Origin of the sequence: Olleya marilimosa CAM030 (assembly GCF_000518485.1) — a bacterium.
GTDB lineage: Bacteria > Bacteroidota > Bacteroidia > Flavobacteriales > Flavobacteriaceae > Olleya > Olleya marilimosa.
The window spans coordinates 69,162-82,710 of sequence record NZ_JADR01000008.1 but is presented as its reverse complement, the minus strand read 5'-3'; the positions used below and the strand labels follow the sequence as shown (position 1 = coordinate 82,710).

10 protein-coding genes are annotated in these 13,549 nt (G+C 32.4%); 7 read left to right on the top strand and 3 right to left on the bottom strand.

Annotated features, from left to right (window positions below; all coding sequences use genetic code 11):
* Positions 1 to 31 precede the first annotated feature (31 nt).
* Positions 32 to 1,663, top strand: coding sequence for a chaperonin GroEL (gene groL, locus M890_RS0110445; protein WP_028283490.1), 1,632 nt, complete (start codon positions 32 to 34; stop codon positions 1,661 to 1,663).
* Positions 1,664 to 1,741: 78 nt separating this feature from the next.
* Here the strand turns inward: groL and M890_RS0110440 are convergent, their stop codons facing one another.
* The 3 genes from M890_RS0110440 to xrtF form a co-directional block, all read right to left on the bottom strand.
* Complete coding sequence (locus tag M890_RS0110440; RefSeq protein WP_084553648.1) at positions 1,742 to 5,695, bottom strand: DUF8693 domain-containing protein; 3,954 nt, start codon at positions 5,693 to 5,695, stop codon at positions 1,742 to 1,744.
* A 198-nt stretch (positions 5,696 to 5,893) separates the two neighbouring features.
* Entirely contained in the window at positions 5,894 to 6,322 is a 429-nt protein-coding gene (locus M890_RS0110435) for an exosortase F system-associated membrane protein (RefSeq protein ID WP_028283488.1), read from the bottom strand.
* Positions 6,323 to 6,865, bottom strand: coding sequence for an exosortase family protein XrtF (gene xrtF, locus M890_RS0110430; RefSeq protein ID WP_051437507.1), 543 nt, complete (start codon positions 6,863 to 6,865; stop codon positions 6,323 to 6,325).
* 79 nt (positions 6,866 to 6,944) lie between these two features.
* Between xrtF and M890_RS0110425 the strand changes: the two genes are divergently transcribed.
* The 6 genes from M890_RS0110425 (at position 6,945) to mrdA (ending at position 13,542) form a co-directional block, all read left to right on the top strand.
* Positions 6,945 to 7,400 carry an XrtF-associated fRMsr-like GAF protein gene (locus M890_RS0110425; protein ID WP_028283486.1) on the top strand — a complete coding sequence of 152 codons (456 nt, stop codon included), beginning with the start codon at positions 6,945 to 6,947 and terminating at the stop codon, positions 7,398 to 7,400.
* Between the two features lie 99 nt (positions 7,401 to 7,499).
* On the top strand, positions 7,500 to 9,029 hold the full coding sequence (gene purH / locus M890_RS0110420; RefSeq protein WP_028283485.1) for a bifunctional phosphoribosylaminoimidazolecarboxamide formyltransferase/IMP cyclohydrolase: 1,530 nt from the start codon (positions 7,500 to 7,502) through the stop codon (positions 9,027 to 9,029).
* 246 nt (positions 9,030 to 9,275) lie between these two features.
* Positions 9,276 to 10,304 carry a rod shape-determining protein gene (locus tag M890_RS0110415; RefSeq protein ID WP_028283484.1) on the top strand — a complete coding sequence of 343 codons (1,029 nt, stop codon included), beginning with the start codon at positions 9,276 to 9,278 and terminating at the stop codon, positions 10,302 to 10,304.
* A gap of 13 nt (positions 10,305 to 10,317) precedes the next feature.
* Entirely contained in the window at positions 10,318 to 11,133 is an 816-nt protein-coding gene (gene mreC / locus M890_RS0110410; RefSeq protein ID WP_028283483.1) for a rod shape-determining protein MreC, read from the top strand.
* Complete coding sequence (locus M890_RS0110405; protein WP_028283482.1) at positions 11,126 to 11,632, top strand: hypothetical protein; 507 nt, start codon at positions 11,126 to 11,128, stop codon at positions 11,630 to 11,632. The genes mreC and M890_RS0110405 overlap by 8 nt, the downstream gene beginning before the upstream one ends.
* A complete protein-coding gene (mrdA, locus tag M890_RS0110400; RefSeq protein ID WP_028283481.1) occupies positions 11,629 to 13,542 on the top strand; it encodes a penicillin-binding protein 2 in 1,914 nt (637 codons plus the stop codon). Before M890_RS0110405 ends, mrdA begins: the two co-directional genes overlap by 4 nt.
* Positions 13,543 to 13,549 lie beyond the last annotated feature (7 nt).

Sequence of the window (13,549 nt, the reverse complement as noted above, 5' to 3'; positions counted from 1 at the left end):
TTCTAAAAACTATAAGCAAAATAAAATAAAAATGGCAAAAGATATAAAATTTGATGTAGAAGCACGTGATGGATTAAAACGTGGTGTAGATGCATTAGCAAATGCAGTAAAAGTTACTTTAGGACCAAAGGGAAGAAACGTAATTATTAGTCGTTCTTTTGGCGCTCCTGTTGTTACTAAAGATGGAGTTAGTGTTGCTAAAGAAATTGAATTAGAAGACCCATTAGAAAACATGGGAGCTCAAATGGTAAAAGAAGTTGCTTCAAAAACTAATGACTTAGCTGGAGATGGAACAACTACAGCTACTGTATTAGCACAAGCAATAGTTAAAGAAGGTTTAAAAAATGTTGCTGCTGGCGCAAATCCAATGGATTTAAAACGTGGAATTGACAAAGCGGTAGAAGCTATTGTAGAAGATTTAGGTAAGCAATCCAAAGAAGTAGGAAACTCTTCTGAAAAGATTAAGCAAGTTGCCTCTATATCTGCTAATAACGATGATGTAATAGGTGATTTAATCGCTAAAGCATTTGGTAAAGTAGGTAAAGAAGGAGTTATAACTGTAGAAGAAGCAAAAGGAACAGAAACGTATGTTGATATTGTAGAAGGTATGCAGTTTGACAGAGGTTATCTATCACCTTATTTTGTGACTAACAGTGACAAAATGATTACTGATTTAGAAAACCCTTACATTTTATTATACGATAAAAAAGTATCTACTATGAAGGATTTATTACCAGTATTAGAGCCAGTTGCTCAATCAGGTAAGCCTTTATTAATTATTGCAGAAGATGTAGATGGTGAAGCTTTAGCTACTTTAGTTGTAAATAAATTACGTGGATCACTTAAAATTGCTGCAGTTAAGGCTCCAGGCTTTGGAGACCGTAGAAAAGCTATGTTAGAAGACATTGCAATTTTAACTGGAGGAACTGTTATATCTGAAGAAAGAGGATTTACTCTTGAAAATACAACTTTAGAGATGTTAGGTACAGCAGAACGCGTTACTATTGACAAAGACAACACTACAGTTGTAAATGGAGCTGGAGATAAAAGCTTAATTAAAAACAGAGTAAATCAAATTAAAGCTCAGATTGAAACAACAACTAGCGACTACGATAAAGAAAAACTACAAGAACGTCTAGCTAAATTAGCAGGAGGTGTTGCAGTACTTTATGTTGGTGCAGCTAGTGAAGTTGAAATGAAAGAGAAAAAAGATCGTGTTGATGATGCTTTACACGCTACTCGTGCTGCAGTAGAGGAAGGTATTGTTGCTGGAGGTGGTGTTGCTTTAGTTAGAGCAAAATCTGTTCTAGAAAAGATTACTACTGAAAACTTAGACGAAACTACAGGTATACAAATTGTAGCGCGTGCTATTGAAGCACCATTACGTACTATAGTTGAAAATGCTGGCGGAGAAGGTAGCGTTGTGGTTGCTAAGGTTATGGAAGGTAAAAAAGACTTTGGATACGATGCTAAGACAGAAACTTACGTAGACATGCTAAAAGCAGGTATTATTGACCCTAAAAAAGTAACAAGAATTGCTTTAGAAAATGCAGCTTCTGTTGCTGGAATGATCTTAACTACCGAGTGTGCTTTAATTGATATTAAAGAAGAAAGCGCAGGAGGTGGAATGCCAATGGGTGGAGGTATGCCAGGAATGATGTAATACATTCTAAACTTATTATTTTTATACAAAAAAAAGCCTCAACAAATGTTGAGGCTTTTTTATATCCTTAAATCTAACTTAGTTAATCGTAACTTTTTTAGATAATGTTCTTCCATCTTTTAAAGTAACATCTACTATATAAACTCCAGTACTTAAATTATTAAGCTTAACTCCTGAACTTACTTGATTTGCACTAACGTTAGTCATTCTCAATACATTTTGACCTAACATATTAATTAAGTTTAAACCTTTAATATCTTGACTCAAACCTTTAATATGTAACTGGCTTAAATTATTATTAACAAAAATAGAAATATCGTTAGCTGCCTCAAATTCTTCGTTTGATAAAGATTCTCCTGAATTAAATACTATTTTAAAACGTGTAGCATCTTCTCCAGCTGTCGCACTAAAGTTATAATCTCCTGTTCTTAAATCGTGATAAACACCTTCCAAACTATCATATAAATAGATTTCTTGAGCATCATCAATGTTTTCTATTTCAGTCATTCTAATAGTATAAGTTACTGTTGCATCACTGTTTAAAACTAATGCAACTTCTTTATCAGATTGAATTGTAGAATAGGCCTGAATAGTATATTTCTCATTATTTAATGTTGATAATAAATCGTTTGCAAAAAACTCATTCGCTTTAGCATCATAACCGTAATCAAAAACATCATCTCCTGTATTATTACCAAAAGCTAATAATAACTCTCTTGTTAAATGACTAGAAGTTTCAAATTCTAATCTCATAACTTGCAATTCTGAATCATTAGCATCTGGAGTTGTTGCTGCAGTTGATCTTAAAAACTGAGAATCACCTGAAACCTCTGTTTTAAATACACGTTGATCGTTATTAAACTCTACATTTCCACTTCCTACAATTTCAGTCATGAAACCTTGAGCAACTGGAATGTAACGTTTTGGTGTTTTAGTTCCACCTTGCACACCAGTATTATCACCATTTAAACCTACAAACTGATACGCTTTGGTTCCTCCTACAAAATTTAAAGTCGCATAACCACCTTCATACTGATTTAAAATATGACTATTACCAGCCCATTGTTCCCAAAGGTATACTGCGCCATTTATTAAACCTGCATTATCAGCTATAAAAGCATTAACATCAATAGCAGATGGATAAGGATTACCTAATAAATACTGTGTTTTAGAAGTTCCTCCAACAGATCCTGGTCCGCCAGCATCATTTACACTAATAAAAATGTCGCCATTATTTGGTTTTCCTTCAAAAGTATATTCAAAATCAGTAGTACCAACTCCTGTTCCTTTTTGCGAATAACCAACTCCTGGTTCTATAGCAGAATTTTCATCCAATGGAGACCATTGATAGTAGTTAAATCCATTTTTATAAGTATATAACCAATACGTACTTAATGTTGCTGGAGTAGTAACTGGAGGTGTATAGCCTGTTGTAAACTGTATTGCTCCATTAGCATCACTTAACATATTTAAAGAGAAGTCTGTATTATTAGCCACTGTGCTTTGTGCACCTACAGGAGAACTCCAATAGTTATATCTGTAAACATTATTAGTCCCTTGTTGACGTCTTAAAATTTTACCAGAGCTTGTCACTTTTAATTCACTTAATCTAGTTTGTACTAACTGAGACTCATTTTTTAAATCTAAAGTTCCATTTAACTCTAAATACCAAGTATTTTTAATCTCATTATTTCCATTAACGACAAGCCTTTTATTATTGTCTATAATCAAACCTAATTGTGTGTGTGACGCATTTGTAGTCACTCGGTTTTTAATATGTACTATTGACCAATCTTTGTTTGGCAAATTTTCGATATCCCAAACATCACCATGTAACCAAGTGCTTTCATCTGTCCAAGCTCCATTACTAGTCGTTTGATAAGGCATAGGCGCAGTTTGTTCTTGTACTGTTGTAATATTATTTAATTTTAAATGACGCGATGCATTAGATTCGTCATAAGCCAAACCATTAACAATACTTGTCATTGGATAGTATGCTTCTAATGTAGACCATTGTATTGGTGCTGACGTTGTAAAATCAATAATATTTTTTTCAATTGTAGCACCTTGTATTGTTCCAGAATTATTTTCAATTTCTTGATAAACCATACTCTGTAATTGATCTTCAGTTAACGCTTTTTTAAAGACTCTAACCTCATCTATATTACCATCTAAATGTCCAAAACCTGCTGGACTAGTATTGGTTGGGTATCTTCCAACAGTAAAAGGTCTACTTGAATAAATATGAGACGTTCCATTAAAATTTTTAGTTAGTAATTCTGAATTTAATAATGGATCTGTTTCTGTACCTACTAATTCTCCATTTACATATAGTTTAATAGAATTTGTTGATGCATCAAAAACACCCGCAATATGGTACCATAAATCACTTTCAATTTTTAAATTAAGTGAAGGATCTGGTAATGCTGTAAAACTTGTATTAGGATAATTATCTGTTAAAGTAACTTGATCTTGAGTATAGACAAGAAATCCTGGCACTCTACCAGTACTAATGTATAAACGCATATTTTCTTGTCCTGCGATGCTAAATAGATTAGGCAATGTAGTATTATTACCTTCTATTTTAACCCAAGCCATCATTGTAGCTTCCGTCCAATTGCTAATAAAATTTGGCGCATCTAAATAATCGTCAACACCATCAAAATCTATGGTATTAGATCCTATAATAGCTGTATTATTATCTCTATAATCCAAATCACCTCCCGTTGCAGCATCATTATCAAAATCACCAAAAGAAGACACTAGGTTTGTAATATCTCCTGTAGTCACTTCGTCATTAGAGTCATATCCTACAGTTACAAAATCAAAATTATTATCTAAACCATCTTTATCTGTGTCTAAATTTGATACTGTGCTAGCTTGACCATTTTCATCAATATCCAATATACCATCATTATCCGTATCTGTATCTAAATAATCTGGTAGATCTGTCCCATCTGTATTTACAGGTGTAAATCCAGAACCGTAATTATTATACATACCACTATTTGCTCCACTTGTATTTACAACTCCACTTGGAGCAATATATCCAGCTGTTGTCTGTGCTTCAACATTGTCAGGAATACCATCATTATCAACATCAATATCAAATTGAGGCTGACATAAAAAACTGTAAGCTAAACTATCTAATCCATGAGGATCATGTGTGCTCGCTCCTAATCCACCAGAAACCACAATGTGTCTAATAGCAACATGACTAACAGGATCACTAGTAACAAAACCTATAGTGTTTTCAATATTTTGTCCAGCTAAGACAGATCCTCTAAAAGTACCATTAGCATCATATAAACTAATATTTCCCGTAACATCATTTCCAATATAAGCATTACTAAAATATGCGATTAAGTTTCCGTCTGCATATACTTCATAGTTCATAATCTCAGTATTAGCATTGGTATCATAGGCATCTACAAAATCAAAACTAAAAGATGCTACAGGCTCTGTGAAATTAATGTTTACTGTATAATAATCACCTGTTTGAGAACCTACCTCTGGATAGACATATAAACCATTAGAAGGCCCACTACCTGAAGTAAAACCACCAGCAGTAGTTGTTCTAAATTGATGTATTGGTACAGCTCTATAAATATAATTATGTTCAAAATCTAACGTACCATTAGCAAATGTCCCTAATGTAGTTGTAGCTGTACCTGGAGTAGTTTGCGTAAAAGAATAATCCGAAGCTCCATTTAAAACTGTTAGAGGTTGACCTCTATCATATACTTCTTTTTGAAAACCAGACTCTTGGTAACCTAAACCATTTGTGTTAGCTCCAATTGTAAACACTTTAAATTGGTTTAATTCCCAAGAAATTTTATCTCCTTTTGCATTAGCAGCTCCAGGAATAGTAGGACACTCTACAGTATCTCTAATCCCATCGTTATCGTCATCGACATCTAATCGATCAACAATACCATCACTATCAAAATCTGATTCTTGAGCTTGAGCTGTAAAAGAGAAAAATAACATCACGCAAATAAGCGCACTGAAAAACAAAGTAGTTTTCTTCATAGGTTAAGATTTTTAATTTGAGGGATATATCATCACTCGGGCAAAGTAAATGATACTAAAGCAAAAGTAGGTTTACAACAATAGACTGAAATCATTTAATCGCTAAAAAACAACTATAACCGACTAAGTGTAAGAAAATGATTATTTTAACGACAAAAAGCTTTGACTTTAAACACATTAGAATGTTACAGCATTAAATTATTGACGTAGTTTATTATAATAAAATGCAGGAAATAGCAGTAGCAGAATGATAGGCTGAATTAAAAAACGACGAAGGTTAAAAAAGATATAATAGTTTTCTTGTTTTGGATCTAAAACAAAATATAAATAACACACAATCAACAAAATATAAGAAACCAAATAAATAACACTAGAAAATTTAATTAAACTTTTTTCTTTAAAAAAGACATATAAAATTACTAACGATAGTATTGTATTTAATAAGTATCTAAAAGATGTATTGATCACCAACTTAAAAACTTCTTGTCGTGGCGAATCCATATATAAATAATCGTTATGAAAAAACAATAAATAGGGATCATAAAACAACTCGTTTTCAAACCACCTGATTAGAGCTAATAGTATAAACAAAAAAGCAACTAAAAGATATTTATAAAATTTTGTCATCTACTTATTAATATTGGAAAATCGATTAACCCAAAACATCCAAAGCAAAAATACCATTCCGTAAATTATAGCCGGAAAAATCACTGTATGCAACTCTTCTTTACGCCAAGGATAATGATACAAGCCAACAGATAAAATAACGATTCGTAGTAGATTTACAACATATAATAAGACACTACCTGACAAAAGATATAGTATTGTTGTTTTAAGTTTTCCCGAAAAGGCTATTATAAACGAAACAAATAATACAATAACACTCATTCCATTACAACCCTCTATAACTCTAGCCAAATACTTTCCTTCTAATATTAATTTCATAGAAGGCTCATCAGGATGCGGAATGACTTGTGTAGCATATCCAATATTTTCCAGTAAGTTTTTGGATTGATTAGCGACCAAATTAGTAATGTAATCTGGATAATAATAACCACCCTTAGAAGCGTCTAAATAATAGTTATAAGCAAATGATAAAAACCCGTATACTAACAAAAATGTAAGTATAAATTTAATTACTAGTCTATATTTTATAAATAAATCTTTCAATAAAAAAGAATAAATTTTAAGTTTTTATAATGGTTAAAATTACGTCTTTTTAAATACTTTTACCAAAATTTTCAAACAAATGGCTTTCGAAACTTTAAAACCTCAAATTGAAACTATCGTTTCTAATACAACATCTACTAGAGACGAAAAATTATTACAAATTTGTCAGCTACTAGATGATAACATATCCTATTATAATTGGGTTGGTTTTTACTTTAAAAATGGAGATAAAAACGAACTTAAACTTGGACCATACGTTGGGGCTCCAACGGATCATACCATTATCCCTTTTGGAAAAGGGATTTGTGGTCAGGTAGCAGTAAGCAATCAAAATTTTGTAGTCCCTGATGTTGCTGCACAAGATAATTATATTGCATGTAGCATAACTGTTAAGGCTGAAATTGTCATTCCTATTTTTGTAAATGGAGAAAACATAGGACAGATAGACATCGACTCTAACACTCCTGATCCCTTTACAGAAGCTGATGAGCGCTTTTTAGAGTTTGTTTGTAGTAAAGTTTCAGAAATACTTTAGATGTTAATAACTACTTGTTTTAGTTGAAAAACCACTAAAGTTTTTCAACTAAAACAATTTCCTTTTGCTTAAATTTGCTTGCTTATTAACACAACTATAATGAGCAACAAAACAATTAAATCTGCATTAATCTCAGTATTTAGCAAAGATGGACTAGAACCTATCGTAAAAGAGCTAAATAAACAAGGTGTAACCATTTACTCTACTGGTGGAACCGAAACTTTTATTAAAAATCTTGGTATTGATGTCGTTCCTGTAGAGGATGTGACCTCTTACCCTTCTATTTTAGGTGGTCGTGTAAAAACGTTACACCCAAAAGTATTTGGAGGAATTTTAAATAGACAAAACCACGATGGTGATGTTAAAGAAATGAAAGACTTTGACATACCACAAATAGATGTCGTAATTGTAGATTTATATCCTTTTGAAAAAACAGTAGCTTCTAGAGCTTCTAACCAAGACATTATCGAAAAAATTGATATTGGAGGAATTTCTTTAATTCGTGCTGCTGCAAAAAACTATGCAGACGTCATTTGCGTGTCTTCTGTTGATGATTATGCTGAATTTTTAGAATTAATTACTGATAAAAAAGGAAATTTATCTGAAACTGACAGAAAAGCATTTGCTGCAAAAGCTTTTAATGTGTCATCGCATTACGACTCTGCTATCTTTAACTACTTTAATGCAGACCAAACTATTCCTGCTTTAAAAATTAGCGAGACTAATGGTAAAGTATTACGTTACGGAGAAAACCCACACCAAAAAGGTTTTTTCTACGGAGACTTTGATGCACTTTTTACACAACTACATGGTAAAGAACTAAGTTACAATAACCTTTTAGATGTTGATGCTGCAGTAAATTTAATTCAAGAATTTAAAGGTGAAAAACCAACTTTTGCTGTTTTAAAACACAACAATGCTTGCGGATTTGCGCAACGTGATACTGTATTACAAGCTTATGTAGATGCCTTAGCTGGTGATCCTGTCTCTGCTTTTGGAGGTGTTTTAATTAGTAATACCCAAATTGATGAAGCGTGTGCTACAGAAATTCATAAATTATTTTGTGAAGTCGTTATAGCACCAGGTTTTACAACTGAAGCTGAAGCAATCCTAAAAGGAAAGAAAAACAGAATCTTACTAGTTTTAAAAGACACTGATTTTGCTCCAACAACGGTTAGAACTTGTTTAAACGGAGTTTTAGTACAAGATAAAAATAATAAAACAGACCAAATTGAAGATTTAACTTATGTAACAAATAGTAAACCATCTAACGATGCTATTGCTGATTTAATTTTTGCCTCAAAAATATGTAAGCACACTAAATCAAATACTATTGTTTTAGTAAAAAACAGACAATTATGTGCAAGCGGAACTGGTCAAACTAGTCGTGTTGATGCTTTAAATCAAGCCATACATAAGGCTGTGTCTTTTAACTTTGATTTAAAAGATAGCGTGATGGCTAGTGATGCGTTTTTTCCGTTTCCTGACTGTGTTGAAATAGCTGGTAACGCAGGAATCACTAGTGTAATCCAACCTGGAGGATCCATTAAGGATCAATTAAGTATTGATTATTGTAACGATAATAATATTGCAATGGTTATGACTGGTACGCGTCATTTTAAACACTAATCAGTTTTATTTTTAAACGAAAGAATTTTAAATAACTAAAAGCTTCAGTTTAAAGACTGAAGCTTTTTTTTATACCATTTGGCTAAATTTCCGCGAAAGCGTAAAACGTCCAAAACTTGTTTTTAAACGTATCTTCTAATTGTGTGACGATTAATAAAATTTGTAAGGTATTAAATCCTTATATTACCATACTTTTATTACTTTTACTGCATCTTTTTAATAACGCCTTATAATTACATATAACACATGGGATTTTTTGATTTCCTGACAGAAGAAATCGCTATAGATTTAGGTACTGCCAACACTTTAATTATTCATAACGACAAAGTCGTTGTCGATGCTCCTTCCATAGTAGCACGTGACCGTATTAGCGGAAAAATCATTGCTGTTGGACAAGAAGCCAACATGATGCAAGGTAAAACGCATGAAAACATTAAAACTATTAGGCCTTTAAAAGATGGTGTAATTGCAGATTTTGATGCGTCTGAGCAAATGATAAGTCTGTTTATTAAAAATATTCCTGCGTTAAAAAAGAAATTATTTACGCCTGCTTTACGTATGGTTATTTGTATTCCGTCTGGAATTACTGAGGTAGAAATGCGTGCTGTAAAGGAAAGTGCAGAACGTGTAAATGGTAAAGAAGTATACTTAATACATGAGCCTATGGCTGCTGCGATTGGTATTGGTGTAGATATTATGCAACCTAAAGGAAACATGATTGTGGATATAGGTGGTGGTACTACAGAGATTGCTGTTATTGCTTTAGGTGGAATTGTATGCGATAAGTCTGTAAAAATTGCAGGTGATGTGTTTACTAACGATATTATTTATTACATGCGCACACAACATAATTTATATGTTGGAGAACGTACTGCTGAAAAAATTAAAATACAAATTGGTGCTGCTACTGAGGATTTAGATCTTCCGCCAGAAGATATGAGCGTACAAGGACGTGATTTATTAACTGGAAAACCTAAGCAAGTACAAATTAGCTATAGAGAGATTGCTAAAGCTTTAGACAAATCTATATTACGTATTGAGGATGCTGTTATGGAAACTTTATCTCAAACACCTCCAGAGTTAGCTGCTGATATTTACAATACTGGTATTTATCTTGCTGGTGGAGGATCTATGTTACGTGGTTTAGATAAGCGTCTGTCTCAAAAAACAGATTTACCTGTTTATATTGCTGAAGACCCATTACGAGCTGTTGTTAGAGGTACAGGAATCACACTTAAAAATATTCCGAAATACAAAAGTGTATTGATAAAGTAGTAACAAAAACCAAATGCAACAAATTGTAAATTTTATACTTAGAAACAAATCGTTTTTGTTTTTCTTGTTGTTGCTTTGCGTTTCAGTAGGACTGACAATACAATCGCATTCTTATCATAAAAGCAAGTTTATAAACTCGGCTAATAATGTTACTGGTGGTGTTTATAATTTAGGAAACTCGGTTAGTAGTTATTTTCATTTAAAAGAAGAAAATGACAAGCTGCATGAGGAAAACACGCGTTTACGATCCATATTAAATAATCAAATGGAAAAGTCTGAGACCTTTATAGACTCGACTTCCTATACCACTAAGTATAAGTTTACTACTGCTAAGATTATAAAAAACAGTTATTCGCTTCAAAACAATTATCTTACAATTAATAAAGGTAGCAGAGATAGTATAAAGCAGGATTTAGGTGTTATTTCATCTAAGGGAATTATTGGTATTATTGGAAATACTAATAGTAAATACGCAACAGTAGTTTCAATATTAAACACGACAAATAAAATTAGTGGTCAGTTAAAAAAAACAAACCAGTTTGGTACACTAAGTTGGAATGGTAAATCACCAAGATACATTCAATTATCAGACATTCAAAAAAATGCAAAACTAACCAAAGGAGATACTATAATAACTTCTGGACGTTCTTCTATTTTTCCTAAAGGTATTTTAGTTGGTCAAGTAGAAGGTTTTAAATTGGACGCTACAAAAAACTATTATGAAGTGGAAGTCCTTTTGTTTAATGATATGACTAATCTTGAGCATGTAAGTATTATAGAAAATAAGGATAAAACACTAATTAATAATTTGCTTCAATCTAATGAATAACCTACTATCTATACATACTGTAAGATTTGTTGTTCTTATATTACTGCAAGTGCTTTTATTTAGCAACATAAATTTTTTAGGCTATATAAACCCTTATATCTATATCCTTTTTATAATCTTATATCCTGTTAAAAACAATCGTATTTTGTTTTTATTTATTAGTTTTTTAATGGGACTAATCATTGATATTTTTATGGACTCTGGTGGTATTAATGCAACTGCTGCTTTAGTGGTCGCTTTTATTAGACCAGCAGTTTTAAAATTTAGTTTTGGAGCAGTTTATGAGCATCAAGCACTAAAGTTTAATAATATAGATTTTGGACAAAGATTAACGTACATTACAATACTAACATTTATACATCACTTTACTTATTTTCTATTCGAAATTTTTAACATTTCAAAAATAATTTTAGTATTACAAAACACGTTATTCTCTAGTATATTCACCATCACGCTATGTATATTAATAACATCTATATTTAGCACAAAATCTAAATGAGAAAATTATTTCTTCTTTTATCGGTAATAATTGTTGGAATTGTTTTTACTGGACGATTGCTATACCTGCAAGTATACAATGCAACCTCAACAAATCTATACGAAGACAATGCTATTAGAAAAGTCTTTGATTATCCTAAACGTGGTTTTGTATATGACAGAAATGGCAAACTACTAGTATCCAACCAACCCTCTTACGATGTCATGGTTATCCCTAGAGAAGTTAAACCTTTGGATACGATTGAGTTTTGCAATCTGTTAAAAATAGACAAACAAACTTTTATTGAAAAATATAATAAAGCCTACAGGTACTCACCAAGACTACCATACGTATTTGTGTCGCATTTATCCAAAGAAGACTATGCAGTATTACAGGAAAAAATGCGTAAATATGAAGGGTTTTATATTCAAAAACGTAACCTAAGAAAATACGAAACTGCTATAGGAGCCAATGTATTAGGAGATATTGGAGAGGTTAACAATAGAAACATACAAAACGACAGCTATTATCAATCCGGAGACTTAATTGGTAAACAAGGGGTTGAAGCGTCTTATGAAACGACATTACGTGGTCAGAAAGGCATTAAATTTATACAGAAAGATAGATTTAACAGAAACCTAGGTCCTTATCAAGACGGTATCCATGACACATTACCAGAAGCAGGTAAGGACATAAAAATAACCATTGATGCTACTTTACAAGCCTATGGCGAGTTATTAATGACCAATAAACGAGGAGGCATTATTGCTTTAGATCCTAAAACAGGCGAAATCTTAGCTTTAGTTTCTGGACCCAGTTACGACCCTAATATTTTGGTAGGTAGAGATCGTTCTAAAAACTTTACCAAACTATATAACGACTCCATAGCTAATCCAACATTTGACAGAAGTTTACAAGCACAATACGCACCAGGTTCTCCTTTTAAAGTTATTAACGCTCTTATTGGACTACAAGAAGGTGTTGTTAACCCAACAGAACAATTTAGCTGCAGAATGGGTTATTATTATAATGGAAGAAAACTTCATGGATGTCACAGTCATAGAAGTCCTGTTGATATGAATTTGGGGATTTACGAATCTTGTAACGCTTATTTTGTAAATGTATACAGACGTATTGTTGAAAAATATCCAAACGCTTCCACAGGAATGGATGCTTGGAGTAATCATGCTAAAAGTTTTGGTTTAGGTGATTATCTTGGATACGATTTAGTAGTTGGTAGAAAAGGACGAATTCCTGATAGTAAGTTTTACGATAAGTGGTATGGTAAAAATAGATGGAGCTCCACCTTTATGACCTCCAACGCGATTGGGCAAGGTGAAGTTGAAGCAACACCAATACAATTAGCCAATATGGTAGCAGCTATAGCTAATCGTGGTTATTTTATTACACCTCATATAATTAAAGAAATTGAAGGTGAATCTATTGACGAAAAATATACCACTCCAAGATATACAACAATTGATAGAAAACATTTTGAACCAGTAATACAAGGGATGTTTGATGTATATAATAAAGGTACTGCATCAAACCTGCAAGTTGAGGGTATTGAAATTTGTGGTAAAACAGGAACTGCAGAAAATTACGCAAAAGTTAATGGTGTAAAAACACAGCTTACTGACCACTCCATTTTTGTTGCTTTTGCACCTAAAGACAACCCTAAAATAGCTATAGCAGTATTTGTTGAAAATGGGTATTGGGGAAGCCGATTTGCAGGTAAAATGGCAAGCTTAATGATTGAAAAATATTTAAAAGGAACCATCTCTCGTACAGATCTAGAAACCTGGATTTTAACGCATAGTTTAGAAAATGAATATGCCAAACCACACTCTGGAGAACCTTTTAAAATTAACAGAGAAACGCAATTACAAATTGTTCCTGCGCCAACTTTAAAAGATACAGACACACAATAATAAAGAC

Excerpts from the sequence above, each read along its gene's own strand:
- mrdA (WP_028283481.1), top strand. The coding sequence starts at position 11,629 with ATGAGAAAATTATTTCTTCTTTTATCGGTAATAATTGTTGGAATTGTT.
- M890_RS0110425 (WP_028283486.1), top strand. The coding sequence starts at position 6,945 with ATGGCTTTCGAAACTTTAAAACCTCAAATTGAAACTATCGTTTCTAAT.
- mreC (WP_028283483.1), top strand. The coding sequence starts at position 10,318 with ATGCAACAAATTGTAAATTTTATACTTAGAAACAAATCGTTTTTGTTT.
- M890_RS0110435 (WP_028283488.1), bottom strand. The coding sequence starts at position 6,322 with ATGACAAAATTTTATAAATATCTTTTAGTTGCTTTTTTGTTTATACTA.
- groL (WP_028283490.1), top strand. The coding sequence starts at position 32 with ATGGCAAAAGATATAAAATTTGATGTAGAAGCACGTGATGGATTAAAA.
- purH (WP_028283485.1), top strand. The coding sequence starts at position 7,500 with ATGAGCAACAAAACAATTAAATCTGCATTAATCTCAGTATTTAGCAAA.
- M890_RS0110405 (WP_028283482.1), top strand. The coding sequence starts at position 11,126 with ATGAATAACCTACTATCTATACATACTGTAAGATTTGTTGTTCTTATA.
- M890_RS0110440 (WP_084553648.1), bottom strand. The coding sequence starts at position 5,695 with ATGAAGAAAACTACTTTGTTTTTCAGTGCGCTTATTTGCGTGATGTTA.
- M890_RS0110415 (WP_028283484.1), top strand. The coding sequence starts at position 9,276 with ATGGGATTTTTTGATTTCCTGACAGAAGAAATCGCTATAGATTTAGGT.